This window comes from Bacillus massiliglaciei, from assembly GCF_900098925.1.
In the GTDB taxonomy this organism is placed as follows: Bacteria; Bacillota; Bacilli; order Bacillales; family DSM-1321; genus Peribacillus; species Peribacillus massiliglaciei.
Genome location: NZ_LT622343.1, coordinates 22,191 through 37,811 on the forward strand (window position 1 = coordinate 22,191; position 15,621 = coordinate 37,811).

Consider the following 15,621-nt stretch of genomic DNA (forward strand, 5'->3'; position numbering starts at 1 on the left):
ATGCATGATTTGCGCAGGCAAATGGATCCTTATAACGCTTGATTTAAGGGGTGAATCAGTTGACAGGTCAACTAGTTCAGTATGGACGACACCGCCAACGTAGAAGTTATGCAAGAATCAGTGAGGTATTGGAACTTCCAAACCTGATTGAAATTCAAACAGCTTCCTACCAATGGTTTTTAGATGTAGGCTTGAGAGAAATGTTCCAGGATATTTCTCCTATTGAAGACTTTACGGGTAACTTATCGCTTGAATTCATCGATTACAGCCTGGCTGAACCGAAGTATTCTGTTGAAGAATCAAAAGAGCGCGATGTTACGTATTCTGCACCGCTGCGTGTAAAAGTCCGCCTTGTTAACAAGGAAACGGGAGAAGTGAAAGATCAGGACGTCTTTATGGGCGACTTCCCGTTAATGACGGAAACAGGCACATTCATTATTAATGGTGCGGAACGTGTTATCGTTTCTCAACTAGTTCGCTCCCCGAGTGTGTATTTTAACGGCAAAATGGATAAGAACGGGAAGCGCGGCTTTACAGCAACTGTTATCCCGAACCGCGGTGCTTGGCTTGAATATGAAACAGATGCCAAAGATGTAGTTTACGTAAGAATCGACCGCACACGGAAATTGCCAATCACTGTATTGATGCGTGCGCTTGGATTCGGCACTGATCAAGAGATCATTGACTTGATTGGGGACAATGAATACCTTCGCAATACGCTTGAGAAAGACAATACGGAGAGTGTAGAAAAAGCTTTACTTGAAATTTACGAACGTCTGCGCCCAGGTGAGCCGCCGACTGTTGAAAATGCTAAGAGTCTATTGGTTTCACGTTTCTTTGATCCAAAGCGCTATGACTTGGCCAATGTTGGACGTTATAAAATAAACAAAAAGCTTCATATCAAGAACCGTCTTTTCGGACAGCGCCTTGCAGAGACTTTGGTTGATCCTGAAACAGGAGAAATCATTGCTGAAGCAGGCACACTGCTTGACCGCCGTAATTTGGACCGTATCCTTCCAAACATTGAGAATGGTATCGGCTTCAATACGTATCATCCAAGTGGCGGCGTGGTGGAAGAGGAAATCCTTCTTCAGCCGATTAAGATTTATGCGCCAAATGATGCTGAAGGAGAGAAAGTCATCAATGTCATTGGTAATGCTTATGTAACCGAAGAGGTTAAAAACATTACGCCTGCTGACATCATTTCTTCTATTAGCTATTTCTTTAATTTGCTTCACGGAGTCGGCATTACAGATGATATTGACCATTTGGGCAATCGCCGTCTTCGTTCTGTCGGTGAATTGCTGCAAAATCAGTTCCGTATCGGTCTTTCCCGTATGGAGCGTGTGGTTCGTGAAAGGATGTCCATCCAGGATACCAATACAATCACACCGCAGCAGCTGATCAATATCCGTCCGGTTATTGCATCAATTAAAGAATTCTTTGGAAGCTCTCAGCTTTCTCAGTTCATGGACCAAACAAATCCGCTTGCTGAATTGACGCATAAGCGCCGTCTTTCTGCATTGGGACCTGGCGGATTGACTCGTGAACGTGCGGGCTTCGAAGTGCGGGACGTTCACTATTCCCACTATGGCCGTATGTGTCCGATTGAAACGCCGGAGGGTCCAAACATTGGTTTGATTAACTCCCTTTCCAGCTATGCGAAAGTAAATCCTTATGGCTTTATTGAGACGCCGTATCGCCGGGTTGATCCTGATACAGGCAAAATTACAAGCCGCATTGATTACTTAACGGCTGATGAAGAAGATAACTATGTAGTTGCCCAGGCGAATGTCCGCCTGTCTGAAGACGGTTCATTCCTTGATGAAGACGTAGTTGCCCGTTTCCGCGGTGAAAACACTGTAGTAAAGCGCGACCGTGTCGATTACATGGATGTATCGCCTAAGCAGGTTGTATCAGCCGCAACAGCTTGTATTCCTTTCTTGGAAAACGATGACTCCAACCGTGCCCTTATGGGAGCGAACATGCAGCGTCAAGCCGTGCCGCTTATGCAGCCGGAAGCTCCGCGTGTCGGAACAGGTATGGAATATGTTTCTGCGAAAGACTCCGGAGCTGCGGTTATCTGTAAGCATCCTGGTATCGTAGAGCATGTGGAAGCCCGTGAAGTTTGGGTCCGCCGTGTAAGTGAAGTAGACGGACAAAAAGTGAAGGGTGACCTTGATAAATACCGTATGCTGAAATTCATTCGTTCCAACCAAGGAACTTGCTATAACCAGCGTCCGATTGTCAGTGTAGGCGATGAGGTTGTGAAGGGAGAAATCCTTGCAGACGGCCCATCTATGGAAAAAGGCGAATTGGCCCTTGGCCGAAACGTTCTTGTAGCCTTCATGACATGGGACGGATATAACTATGAAGATGCTATCATCATGAGCGAACGTCTTGTAAAAGATGATGTATATACTTCAATTCATATTGAAGAGTATGAGTCAGAGTCCCGTGATACGAAATTGGGGCCTGAAGAAATCACCCGTGATATTCCGAATGTCGGTGAAGATGCGCTTCGTAATTTGGATGAGCGCGGAATCATCCGTGTCGGTGCCGAAGTAAAAGACGGAGATCTGCTTGTAGGTAAGGTAACTCCTAAAGGAGTAACAGAGCTGACAGCCGAAGAACGTCTGCTTCATGCAATCTTTGGTGAAAAAGCCCGTGAAGTCCGCGATACTTCATTGCGTGTGCCTCACGGAGGCGGCGGAATCGTCCTTGATGTTAAAGTGTTTAACAGAGAAGACGGCGACGAACTGCCACCGGGCGTAAACCAGCTTGCGCGTGTCTATATCGTTCAAAAACGTAAAATTCACGAAGGCGATAAAATGGCCGGACGTCACGGTAATAAAGGGGTTATCTCCCGGATCCTTCCTGAAGAAGATATGCCATATCTTCCAGACGGAACACCGGTTGACATCATGTTGAATCCATTGGGCGTACCTTCCCGTATGAACATCGGTCAGGTGCTTGAGCTTCACTTAGGTATGGCTGCCCGTGCATTGAACATTCATGTTGCGTCACCTGTATTTGACGGAGCGAATGAGGATGATGTTTGGGAAACAATCGAAGAAGCCGGCATGGCCCGTGATGCTAAGACTGTCCTTTATGACGGACGTTCAGGCGAACCGTTTGACAACCGTGTTTCTGTTGGTGTCATGTATATGATCAAACTTGCCCACATGGTTGATGATAAACTTCATGCCCGTTCAACAGGACCTTACTCACTTGTTACGCAGCAGCCTCTAGGCGGTAAAGCCCAGTTCGGCGGACAGCGTTTCGGAGAGATGGAGGTTTGGGCGCTTGAAGCTTACGGTGCCGCTTATACATTGCAAGAAATCCTTACTGTCAAGTCGGATGACGTTGTCGGACGTGTGAAAACGTACGAAGCCATCGTGAAAGGCGAAAACGTTCCAGAGCCTGGTGTCCCTGAATCATTCAAAGTATTGATCAAGGAACTTCAAAGCTTGGGACTTGACGTAAAAATCATGAATTCCGAAGATCGTGAAATTGAAATGCGTGATTTGGAAGATGAAGAGGATGCGAATCAATCTGATTCCATCAGTCTTGACGCCGAAAGCAAAGAAATGGTAGCTACGGAAGCCGGCGGAAAAACAAACATGCTGACTTCCGAATAATAAATATCAGCATTACAGATTTCACAATGAACACTCTGACAGGCAGCCGGGATTAAACACTCCCTGCTGCTTGTCGGAGTCTAATTGCTTAAACATGGATAGAAGATTGGGTTAAATCATCTGACTGTAAATTTCGCTTAATGAAAATTAAGCAATAGGGTAAAACCTGAGAAAAAAGGGAGGTAGGCCCCTTGCTAGACGTTAATAATTTTGAGTATATGAAGATCGGTCTTGCTTCACCGGATAAGATTCGTTCTTGGTCCCATGGTGAAGTGAAAAAACCAGAAACCATTAACTATCGTACATTAAAGCCAGAAAAAGACGGTCTCTTTTGTGAACGTATTTTCGGACCTCAAAAAGACTGGGAATGTCATTGCGGTAAATACAAACGCGTCCGTTATAAAGGCGTAGTCTGTGACCGCTGCGGCGTGGAAGTAACAAGAGCAAAAGTACGCCGTGAACGTATGGGTCACATTGAGCTTGCTGCTCCTGTTTCGCATATTTGGTACTTTAAAGGAATCCCTAGCCGTATGGGTCTTGTTTTGGATATGTCACCGCGTGCGCTGGAAGAAGTCATTTATTTTGCATCTTATGTAGTGACAGACACTGGTGATACGACTTTAGAAAAGAAACAGCTTCTTTCTGAAAAAGAATACCGTGCATACCGCGAGAAGTACGGCAAGAAATTCCAGGCAGCCATGGGTGCTGAAGCGATCAAGAAACTTCTTCAGGATATCGATACTGAAAAAGAAGTGGATACTCTGAAAGAAGAACTTAAAACAGCTCAAGGTCAGCGCCGTACACGTGCGATTAAGCGCCTTGAAGTATTGGAAGCTTTCCGTAACTCCGGAAATGAGCCTTCTTGGATGATCCTTGATGTCCTTCCGGTTATTCCTCCGGAGCTTCGTCCAATGGTACAGCTGGACGGCGGACGTTTTGCTACTTCCGATTTGAACGATTTATACCGTCGTGTCATTAACCGGAACAATCGTCTGAAAAGACTTCTTGACCTTGGTGCGCCAAGCATCATTGTTCAAAACGAAAAACGCATGCTTCAAGAAGCAGTGGATGCATTGATTGATAATGGCCGCCGCGGCCGTCCTGTTACAGGACCGGGCAACCGTCCATTAAAATCTCTTTCTCATATGCTGAAAGGTAAGCAAGGACGTTTCCGTCAAAATCTTCTTGGTAAGCGTGTTGACTACTCCGGCCGTTCGGTTATCGTTGTAGGACCGAACTTGAAGATGTATCAATGCGGTCTGCCTAAGGAAATGGCCATCGAGCTTTTCAAGCCATTTGTTATGAAAGAATTGGTTCAAAGAGGCTTAGCTCATAACATTAAATCGGCTAAACGTAAAATTGAACGTTTATCACCGGAAATTTGGGATGTGCTCGAAGAAGTGATTAGGGAGCATCCGGTATTGCTTAACCGGGCACCTACTTTGCACAGACTGGGAATCCAGGCATTCGAACCTACATTGGTTGAAGGCCGTGCGATCCGTCTTCACCCGCTAGTATGTACAGCGTATAATGCTGACTTTGATGGTGACCAAATGGCTGTGCACGTTCCGCTTTCATCTGAAGCTCAAGCTGAAGCCCGCATGCTTATGCTTGCAGCGCAGAACATCCTGAATCCGAAGGACGGAAAACCAGTTGTTACACCTTCACAGGATATGGTATTAGGTAACTATTACCTGACTCTTGAGCGTGAAGGCGCTATTGGAGAAGGTATGGTCTTCAAAGACACAAGTGAAGCGCTGCTTGCTTACCAAAACGGCTATGTTCACTTGCATACCCGGGTTGCGGTGCATGCTTCTTCCTTGAACAATGAAACGTTTACTGAAGAACAGAATAATCAATTGCTGATCTCTACAGTCGGTAAATTGGTATTCAATGAGATTCTTCCGAAATCCTTCCCGTATATTAACGAACCGACACGCTATAATCTGGAAGTGAAAACTCCGGAGAAATATTTCGTGGAAAAGGGCGCAAATATTCCTGAAGTGATTAAATCAAGAGACCTTATTGATCCTTTCAAGAAGAAAATTCTTGGAAATATCATTGCTGAAGTATTTAAACGTTTCAAAATCACGGAAACGTCCAAAATGCTTGACCGGATGAAGGACCTGGGCTTCAAATATTCTACTAAAGCAGGTATCACAGTTGGTGTAGCTGATATCGTCGTATTAGGAGAGAAACAGGAAATCATTACGGAAGCACAGAAAAAAGTGGATAACGTCTTGAAGCAATTCCGCCGCGGTTTAATTACCGAAGACGAACGCTATGATCGTGTTATCTCCATCTGGAGTGCAGCGAAGGATACAATCCAATCCAAACTGATGAATTCCCTGGATCGCCGGAACCCAATCTTCATGATGAGTGACTCCGGTGCCCGTGGTAACGCATCTAACTTTACGCAGCTTGCGGGTATGCGTGGTCTGATGGCCAACCCGGCCGGCCGGATCATTGAGTTGCCGATCAAGTCAAGTTTCCGTGAAGGTCTTACAGTATTGGAATACTTTATCTCCACTCACGGTGCTCGTAAAGGTCTTGCAGATACAGCCCTTAAAACAGCCGATTCAGGTTACTTGACTCGCCGTCTTGTAGACGTAGCTCAGGATGTAATCATCCGTGAAGACGACTGCGGAACGGACAGAGGACTCGAAATTGCTGCTCTTAGAGAAGGAACAGAAATTATCGAAACGCTTGAAGAACGCTTAATCGGCCGTTATGCAAGGAAACCAATTCGAAATCCTGAGACAAATGAAGTCATTGTAGCAGAGAACCAGTTAATCACTGAGGATCTTGCAGCCCATGTTGCTTCATTTGATATTGAAAAAGTGTGGATTCGTTCTGCCTTTACATGTAACACCAGTCACGGTGTATGTAAAAAATGTTACGGACGCAACTTGGCTACAGGCCAGCAGGTTGAAGTGGGAGAATCAGTCGGTATTATCGCTGCCCAATCAATCGGTGAACCTGGTACACAGTTGACAATGCGTACGTTCCATACAGGCGGTGTGGCCGGAGATGATATCACACAAGGTCTGCCTCGTATCCAAGAGATTTTCGAAGCAAGAAATCCAAAAGGTCAGGCTATCATTTCTGAAATCGAAGGTACTGTTGTATCGATTAATGAAATTCGGGATAAACAGCAGGAAATTACAATCCAAGGTGCTGTTGAAACGCGCACTTACACCGCGCCTTATACTGCGCGCCTGAAAGTTGCGGTTGATTCAAAAGTCCGCCGTGGTGAGGAATTGACTGAGGGTTCTATCGATCCGAAGGAATTGCTGAAAGTGACCGATGTATTATCTGTACAGGAATACCTATTGCATGAGGTACAAAAAGTTTACCGTATGCAGGGTGTTGAAATCGGTGATAAGCATATCGAGGTTATGGTAAGACAAATGCTTCGCAAAATCCGTGTCCTTGATGCGGGTGATACCGAAGTTCTTCCAGGAACATTGCTGGATGTTCATCAGTTCACGGCAGCCAACAGGGATGCAGTTCTAACTGGCAAACTGCCTGCAACAGGCCGTCCGGTACTTCTTGGTATTACAAAAGCTTCTCTTGAAACGGATTCGTTCTTATCTGCGGCATCCTTCCAAGAGACAACAAGAGTTCTTACTGACGCTGCGATCAAAGGCAAGCGCGATGAGCTTCTTGGACTGAAAGAAAATGTTATCATCGGTAAACTTGTTCCTGCGGGAACTGGAATGCCGCGCTATCGTAAAGCACAGCCGGTGGCTATCGCTGACGAGAACGAAGATACAGTTACAATAGACTGACATAAATAAGAGGCTGCTCTGATTAAAACTGAATACATTATTTTCTGCAAAGAAAAACAATGTACCAGTAAGTCAGGGCGGTCTCCTTTTTTTATAAGTACATCCTTGAACATTATGTGGGTGTGTCATAGGCAGCCGGTTAAATTATTTTTCAAAATAAGTTGACAGTATCATTTAAAAAGTGATACTATAGCAAAGGTGCTCCTATGTTACCCTGTAACTTTGGAGGATATGGACCATGTCTTATGAAAAAGTAACACAGGCTAAGTCAGTAATTATAGGAACGAAACAAACAGTCAGAGCTCTTAAAAACAACCTGGCAGAAGAGATTGTCATCGCTAGAGATGCTGATCCAAACCTCATCAGGCAAGTGATACAAACTGCAGCTGAGTTCAATGTTCCAATCACATATGTTGATTCGATGAAAAAGCTTGGTAAAGCTTGTAGAATAGATGTTGGAGCCTCAACTGTTGCCATTAATAAGTAAACTCGTTTTTGCTTTTAACGCAAAGACTTTGTTTTTACCCATTTATGAACCACCTGGATGTGTGGGTCTAGAAATGAAAAAGTGAAGGGAGGACAAATTAATGCCTACAATTAATCAATTAGTGCGCAAAGGCCGTGAAACAAAAGAATTCAATTCTAAATCACCGGCACTAAACAAAGGTTACAACAGCTTTAAAAAGTCACAAACTAACGTATCTTCTCCACAAAAACGTGGTGTATGCACACGTGTTGGTACAATGACACCGAAGAAACCAAACTCCGCGTTGCGTAAATATGCTCGTGTACGTTTGACTAACGGTATCGAGGTTACTGCCTATATCCCTGGTATTGGCCACAACCTACAAGAACACAGTGTGGTACTTATCCGCGGCGGTCGTGTAAAAGACTTACCGGGTGTACGTTACCATATCGTACGTGGTGCTCTTGATACTGCTGGCGTAAACAACCGTATGCAAGGACGTTCTAAATACGGTACTAAGAAGCCAAAAGCAGCTAAGAAATAAGAATCATAAAATATTGAACCTGTTTGAAAGGAGGAAACATAATGCCTCGTAAAGGACCAGTAACAAAAAGAGACGTATTACCAGATCCGATTTATAATTCAAAACTTGTGACTCGTTTAATCAACAAAATGATGGTTGATGGACAGAGAGGTAAATCACAAAAAATTCTTTACTCTGCATTCGATATCATTAAAGACCGCACTGGCAATGAGCCAATCGAAGTTTTCGACCAAGCTCTTAAGAACATCATGCCAGTACTAGAAGTAAGAGCACGCCGTGTGGGTGGTGCAAACTACCAAGTACCAGTTGAGGTACGCCCAGACCGCCGTTACACTCTAGGTCTTCGTTGGTTAGTAAACTACTCCCGTCTTCGCGGAGAAAAAACAATGGAAGAGCGTTTAGCTGGAGAAATCATGGATGCAGCTAACAACACTGGATCTTCTGTTAAGAAACGTGAAGATACACATAAAATGGCTGAAGCTAACAAAGCGTTCGCTCACTATCGCTGGTAAGTCTAAAAAAGCATACTATTCTAATTCTTATAGAAGGAAGGAGAAAGACCAATGGCAAGAGAGTTCTCCTTGGCTAAAACTCGTAATATCGGTATCATGGCTCACATCGATGCCGGTAAAACGACTACTACTGAGCGCGTTCTTTATTACACTGGCCGTATCCACAAAATTGGTGAAACGCACGAAGGTGCATCACAAATGGACTGGATGGAGCAAGAACAAGAACGTGGTATCACAATCACTTCCGCAGCTACAACTGCACAGTGGGAAGGTCACCGCGTAAATATCATCGATACACCGGGACACGTAGACTTCACAGTTGAAGTTGAACGTTCTTTGCGTGTACTTGATGGTGCGGTAGCTGTACTTGATGCACAGTCTGGTGTTGAGCCTCAAACTGAAACAGTTTGGCGCCAAGCAACAACTTACGGTGTACCGCGTGTAGTATTCATTAACAAAATGGACAAGATTGGTGCAGACTTCCTTTATTCAGTAGGAACTTTACATGAGCGTCTTCAAGCGAATGCTCACCCAATCCAATTGCCAATCGGTGCAGAAGACGAGTTCTCTGGTATCATCGACTTGGTTGAAATGAAAGCTATTATGTACGGAAACGACTTAGGAACTGATATTTCAGTAACTGAGATTCCTGCAGAATATAAAGACCAAGCTGAAGAATACCGTGAAAAATTGCTTGAAGCAGTTGCTGAACTAGATGAAGAGTTAATGGAGAAGTATCTTGGCGGAGAAGAGCTTACAGTTGAAGAACTAAAAGCAGCGATCCGTAAAGGTACTGTTAACGTTGAATTCTACCCAGTAATCTGTGGTTCTGCATTCAAAAACAAAGGGGTTCAGCCAATGCTGGACGCTGTTATCGATTACCTTCCATCTCCGCTTGATGTACCGGCTATCAAAGGTACTATTCCGGATACAGATGAAGAAATAACTCGCCCTTCAAGCGATGATGAGCCATTCTCAGCACTTGCTTTCAAGGTTATGACAGACCCTTATGTCGGTAAATTAACATTCTTCCGTGTATACTCTGGTACATTGAGCTCAGGTTCTTATGTACAAAACTCTACAAAAGGAAAGCGTGAACGTGTTGGACGTATCCTTCAAATGCATGCTAACTCCCGTCAAGAGATCTCAGAAGTATATGCTGGGGACATTGCAGCAGCAGTAGGTCTTAAAGATACTACGACTGGTGACACTCTATGTGATGAAAAGTCTCTAGTAATTCTTGAATCTATGGAGTTCCCAGAACCGGTTATCGAATTGTCTATCGAGCCTAAATCTAAGGCTGACCAAGACAAAATGACTACAGCTCTTCAAAAACTTCAAGAAGAAGATCCAACATTCCGTGCACATACTGACCAGGAAACTGGACAGGTTATCATCGCCGGTATGGGTGAGCTTCACCTTGATATCCTTGTAGACCGTATGCGTCGTGAATTTAGAGTAGAAGCTAACGTAGGTGCCCCTCAGGTTGCCTATCGTGAAACTTTCCGTCAATCAGCTCAAGTTGAGGGTAAATTTGCCCGTCAATCAGGTGGTCGCGGACAGTACGGACACGTTTGGATCGAGTTCTCACCAAACGAAGAAGGAAAAGGCTTTGAATTCGAAAATGCAATCGTCGGCGGTGTTGTTCCTCGTGAATACATTCCAGCCGTTCAAGCCGGTCTTGAGGACGCTTTAGAACGCGGTGTTCTTGCTGGATTCCCGTTAGTTGATGTGAAAGCAAAACTATACGATGGATCTTATCATGATGTTGACTCATCTGAAATGGCGTTTAAAGTAGCAGCTTCATTAGCACTTAAAAATGCAGCTTCTAAATGTAAACCTGTTATCCTTGAGCCTGTTATGAAAGTAGAAGTTGTTATGCCTGAAGAATATCTAGGAGATATCATGGGTAATATCACTTCTCGCCGCGGACGTGTAGAAGGTATGGAAGCTCGCGGAAACGCACAAGTTGTTAAAGCGTTCGTTCCACTTTCTGAAATGTTCGGTTATGCTACTACTCTTCGTTCTAACACACAAGGTCGCGGAACATTCTCTATGCACTTCGACCACTACGAAGAAGTACCTAAGAGCATCTCTGAAGAGATTATCAAAAAAAATAAAGGTGAATAATTGATTTTCACCAACTATTAAAGTATAACTACTTATGTAAGATGTGGTGGTGGAAGATTTCTTCCATCATCACACTATAATATACTTACCTATTATTTAATATACTAAGGAGGAATTCCCCAATGGCTAAAGAAAAATTCGATCGCTCAAAACCCCATGTTAACGTTGGAACAATCGGTCACGTTGACCATGGTAAAACTACTTTAACAGCTGCAATCACTACTGTACTTTCTAAATCAGGCGGTGCAGAAGCACGTGCATACGACCAAATCGACGGTGCTCCAGAAGAAAGAGAACGTGGTATCACAATCTCAACTGCGCACGTTGAGTATGAAACAGCTAACCGTCACTACGCACACGTTGACTGCCCAGGACACGCTGACTATGTTAAAAACATGATCACTGGTGCTGCGCAAATGGACGGCGGGATCCTAGTAGTATCTGCTGCTGATGGCCCAATGCCACAAACTCGTGAGCACATCCTTCTATCTCGTCAAGTAGGTGTACCTTACCTTGTAGTATTCATGAACAAGTGTGACATGGTAGACGACGAAGAACTTCTTGAACTAGTAGAAATGGAAATCCGTGATCTTCTATCTGAATACGATTTCCCTGGCGATGATATCCCAGTAATCAAAGGTTCTGCTCTTAAAGCTCTTGAAGGAGACGCTGCTTGGGAAGAAAAAATCCACGAATTGATGAACGCTGTTGATGAGTACATCCCAACACCAACTCGTGACACTGACAAGCCATTCATGATGCCAGTTGAGGACGTATTCTCAATCACTGGACGTGGAACAGTTGCTACTGGCCGTGTTGAGCGTGGACAAGTTAAAGTCGGAGATGTTGTAGACATCATCGGTATTTCTGAAGAGCCAAAATCAACAACTGTAACAGGTGTTGAAATGTTCCGTAAGCTTCTTGACTTTGCTGAAGCTGGTGACAACATCGGTGCGCTGCTTCGCGGTGTATCCCGTGAAGACATCCAACGTGGACAAGTACTTGCTAAGCCAGGTTCAATCACTCCACACACAAAGTTCAAAGCTGAAGTATACGTTCTTTCAAAAGAAGAAGGCGGACGTCACACTCCATTCTTCTCAAACTACCGTCCTCAGTTCTACTTCCGTACAACTGACGTAACTGGTGTTGTTAATCTTCCGGAAGGCGTAGAAATGGTTATGCCTGGAGATAACATTGAAATGACTGTTGAGCTTATCGCTCCAATCGCTATCGAAGAAGGTACTAAATTCTCTATCCGTGAGGGTGGACGTACTGTAGGCGCTGGTGTAGTTGCTACAATCACTGAATAATTATTGAGCGATCAATAAATATAGAAGAAGCAGTATCCGGGACGCCGGGTGCTGCTTTTTTTATGCGCTTATCAAAAAGTTGAACACAAACAATAAGGTGAACTTTATATATAGAAGGAATACGTTTTAATAGAAGGTGAATGTAATAATCTGTTATTTGAATAACAGCTTGAAAAACTGCGATTCATTGTGTATAATTGTAAAAGTGTGTTGCTCCGAGAGGTGTTTAAGTAATACTTGCTTATTCTGTCCTTAGGGTGTATAATAGACAATGTTGGTCTTTGACTGCGATGAGGTGGAAGGTTGCTGACACACCCGGCCGCTTTGCCATGGCGAGTGTGTGGGAAATTTTCACTGAGAAAAGTCTATTTTTAAAATAGGCGTAAAGGAGGGAAAATAATGGCAAAACAAAAAATTCGTATTCGTTTGAAAGCTTATGATCACAGAATTCTAGATCAGTCTGCTGAGAAAATTGTTGAAACTGCTAAGCGCTCTGGTGCGTCCGTTTCCGGACCGATCCCATTGCCAACTGAAAGATCTGTTTATACGATCCTTCGTGCGGTTCATAAATATAAAGATTCTCGTGAGCAATTCGAAATGCGTACGCATAAGCGTCTAATCGACATCGTTAATCCAACTCCGCAAACAGTTGATTCATTGATGCGTTTAGATTTACCTTCAGGCGTTGACATCGAAATCAAACTATAATTCATATAAAAATGAACAAAAACTTTAGGAGGTGTGACTAATGACCAAAGGAATCTTAGGAAGAAAAATCGGTATGACTCAAGTTTTTGCTGAAAATGGTGAACTTATCCCAGTAACAGTTATCGAAGCTGCTCAAAACGTTGTTCTTCAAAAGAAAACTGTTGAAACAGACGGCTATGAAGCCATCCAAGTTGGTTTTGAAGACAAACGCGAAAAGCTTTCTAACAAACCTGCTAAGGGACACGCTGAAAAAGCAAATACTGCTCCTAAGCGCTTCATCCGTGAATTCCGCGGAGCTAATCTTGATGAATACGAGATCGGTCAGGAAGTCAAAGTAGATATTTTCGCAGAAGGCGATATTGTAGATGTAACAGGAATTTCAAAGGGTAAAGGTTTCCAAGGTGCTATTAAACGCCACGGACAATCTCGCGGACCAATGGCTCACGGTTCTCGTTACCACCGTCGCCCTGGTTCAATGGGTCCTGTTGCTCCAAACCGTGTATTCAAAGGCAAATTATTGCCAGGTAGAATGGGCGGAGAGCAAATTACAGTTCAAAACTTGGCAATTGTCAAAGTTGATGTTGAACGTAACCTGCTTTTGATCAAAGGTAATGTACCTGGTGCTAAAAAAGCATTGATCAAAGTAAACAGCGCTGTTAAAGCGAAGTAATATTTAAGAAAGGAGGAACATCAGAATGCCAAAAGTTACATTGTTCAACCAAGCTGGTTCACAAGTTGGAGATATCGAACTTAACGAATCAATCTTTGGAATCGAACCTAACAATCATGTATTATTTGAAGCAATTGTTATGCAACGAGCTTCCTTGCGTCAAGGAACTCATAAAGTAAAAAACCGTTCTGAAGTATCAGGCGGCGGACGCAAACCATGGAAACAAAAAGGAACTGGACGTGCGCGTCAAGGCTCTATCCGTTCTCCGCAATGGCGTGGCGGCGGTACTGTTTTTGGACCAACTCCAAGATCTTATTCTTACAAGTTGCCTAAAAAAGTACGTCGTTTAGCAATCAAATCTGCTTTATCTGCTAAAGCTCTTGAAGAGAATATCGTAGTGCTTGACAGCTTGGCTTTCGACGCACCAAAAACAAAAGAATTTGCAAATGTTCTTAAAAACCTGTCTGTAGATAGCAAAGCGCTAATCGTTACAGATGGCCTTGATGAGAAAGTTGCTCTTTCTGCACGCAACATCCCAGGTGTTACTGTAGTCGAAGCTAACGGTCTGAATGTTCTAGATGTTGTTTCACACAACAAACTGATTTTGACTAAAACAGCTGTCGAAAAAGTAGAGGAGGTGCTTGCATAATGGACGCACGTGATATCATTAAGCGCCCCGTAATCACGGAAGCTTCTTCAGACGCTATGGCTGAGAAGAAGTACACATTTGAAGTTGATGTTCGAGCTAATAAAACTCAAGTCAAAGATGCTGTACAAGAGATCTTCGGCGTAAAAGTTGAAAAAGTAAACATCATGAACTACAAAGGTAAATTCAAACGCATGGGCAAACATGCAGGCTACACTAACAAGCGCCGTAAAGCAATTGTTAAACTAACTGCAGACAGCCAAGACATCGAATTATTCGAAGCTTAATTCATTAGAGAAGGAGGGAAATACAATGGCGATTAAGAAGTATAAACCTACCTCTAACGGTCGACGCAACATGACATCTTCCGATTTTGCTGAAATCACAACAAACCAACCGGAAAAATCATTGCTTGCTCCTTTACACAGCAAAGGCGGCCGTAACAACCAAGGTAAGTTAACCGTTCGTCATCAAGGTGGCGGCCACAAACGTCAATACCGTATCATCGATTTCAAACGGAATAAAGATGGTATACCAGGACGCGTTGCCACAATTGAGTACGATCCAAATCGTTCAGCAAACATTGCATTAATTAATTACGTTGATGGAGAAAAACGTTATATCCTAGCTCCTAAAAACCTAGAAGTGGGTATGGAGATTATGTCAGGCCCTGAAGCCGACATCAAAGTGGGTAACGCTCTTCCATTAGTAAACATTCCAGTCGGTACAGTGATTCATAACATCGAGCTTAAACCAGGTAAGGGTGGACAATTAGTCCGTTCAGCAGGAACTTCTGCACAAGTACTTGGTAAAGAAGGCCGTTATGTTCTTGTTCGCTTGAACTCTGGGGAAGTTCGTATGATCCTAGCTACATGCCGCGCTTCTATCGGTCAAGTAGGTAACGAGCAGCACGAACTAATCAACATCGGTAAAGCAGGACGTTCACGCTGGTTAGGCAAGCGCCCAACTGTCCGCGGATCTGTTATGAACCCGAATGATCACCCGCACGGTGGTGGTGAAGGACGTTCACCAATCGGACGTAAATCACCAATGTCTCCATGGGGTAAACCAACTCTTGGATACAAAACTCGTAAGAAAAAGAACAAATCAGATAAATTCATCGTACGTCGTCGTAAAAAATAACGGGATTGAGCTACGGTTCATTAACCGGACCGTAGAACGATCACGAAGGGAGGTACTCTC

At 43.8% G+C, this 15,621-nt stretch carries 12 protein-coding genes; all 12 read left to right on the forward strand.

Annotated elements, in window-relative coordinates; all coding sequences use genetic code 11:
- The first annotated feature begins 59 nt into the window (after positions 1 to 59).
- The 12 genes from rpoB (at position 60) to rplB (ending at position 15,561) form a co-directional block, all read left to right on the forward strand.
- Positions 60 to 3,641 (forward strand): DNA-directed RNA polymerase subunit beta, encoded by a 3,582-nt coding sequence (gene rpoB, locus BQ4305_RS00515; RefSeq protein ID WP_110925994.1) that lies wholly within the window; start codon positions 60 to 62, stop codon positions 3,639 to 3,641.
- A gap of 191 nt (positions 3,642 to 3,832) precedes the next feature.
- On the forward strand, positions 3,833 to 7,432 hold the full coding sequence (gene rpoC / locus BQ4305_RS00520) for a DNA-directed RNA polymerase subunit beta' (RefSeq protein WP_110925995.1): 3,600 nt from the start codon (positions 3,833 to 3,835) through the stop codon (positions 7,430 to 7,432).
- Between the two features lie 238 nt (positions 7,433 to 7,670).
- Positions 7,671 to 7,919: a 50S ribosomal protein L7ae-like protein gene (locus BQ4305_RS00525; RefSeq protein WP_110925996.1), complete on the forward strand. Its 249-nt coding sequence runs from the start codon at positions 7,671 to 7,673 to the stop codon at positions 7,917 to 7,919.
- Between the two features lie 100 nt (positions 7,920 to 8,019).
- Positions 8,020 to 8,442 (forward strand): 30S ribosomal protein S12, encoded by a 423-nt coding sequence (gene rpsL / locus BQ4305_RS00530; protein ID WP_110925997.1) that lies wholly within the window; start codon positions 8,020 to 8,022, stop codon positions 8,440 to 8,442.
- A 41-nt stretch (positions 8,443 to 8,483) separates the two neighbouring features.
- The gene (gene rpsG, locus BQ4305_RS00535) at positions 8,484 to 8,954 is read left to right on the forward strand and encodes a 30S ribosomal protein S7 (protein WP_110925998.1); all 471 of its coding nucleotides are present in this window, start codon (positions 8,484 to 8,486) and stop codon (positions 8,952 to 8,954) included.
- A 51-nt stretch (positions 8,955 to 9,005) separates the two neighbouring features.
- Complete coding sequence (gene fusA / locus BQ4305_RS00540) at positions 9,006 to 11,084, forward strand: elongation factor G (protein WP_110925999.1); 2,079 nt, start codon at positions 9,006 to 9,008, stop codon at positions 11,082 to 11,084.
- 122 nt (positions 11,085 to 11,206) lie between these two features.
- Positions 11,207 to 12,394: an elongation factor Tu gene (tuf, locus tag BQ4305_RS00545; protein WP_110926000.1), complete on the forward strand. Its 1,188-nt coding sequence runs from the start codon at positions 11,207 to 11,209 to the stop codon at positions 12,392 to 12,394.
- Between the two features lie 399 nt (positions 12,395 to 12,793).
- Positions 12,794 to 13,102: a 30S ribosomal protein S10 gene (gene rpsJ, locus BQ4305_RS00550; protein WP_110926001.1), complete on the forward strand. Its 309-nt coding sequence runs from the start codon at positions 12,794 to 12,796 to the stop codon at positions 13,100 to 13,102.
- 40 nt (positions 13,103 to 13,142) lie between these two features.
- On the forward strand, positions 13,143 to 13,772 hold the full coding sequence (rplC, locus tag BQ4305_RS00555) for a 50S ribosomal protein L3 (RefSeq protein ID WP_110926002.1): 630 nt from the start codon (positions 13,143 to 13,145) through the stop codon (positions 13,770 to 13,772).
- Between the two features lie 25 nt (positions 13,773 to 13,797).
- Complete coding sequence (rplD, locus tag BQ4305_RS00560; RefSeq protein ID WP_110926003.1) at positions 13,798 to 14,421, forward strand: 50S ribosomal protein L4; 624 nt, start codon at positions 13,798 to 13,800, stop codon at positions 14,419 to 14,421.
- Positions 14,418 to 14,705 (forward strand): 50S ribosomal protein L23, encoded by a 288-nt coding sequence (gene rplW, locus BQ4305_RS00565; protein ID WP_199880499.1) that lies wholly within the window; start codon positions 14,418 to 14,420, stop codon positions 14,703 to 14,705. The genes rplD and rplW overlap by 4 nt, the downstream gene beginning before the upstream one ends.
- Before the next feature lie 25 nt (positions 14,706 to 14,730).
- Positions 14,731 to 15,561 carry a 50S ribosomal protein L2 gene (rplB, locus tag BQ4305_RS00570; RefSeq protein WP_110926005.1) on the forward strand — a complete coding sequence of 277 codons (831 nt, stop codon included), beginning with the start codon at positions 14,731 to 14,733 and terminating at the stop codon, positions 15,559 to 15,561.
- Positions 15,562 to 15,621: the final 60 nt, after the last annotated feature.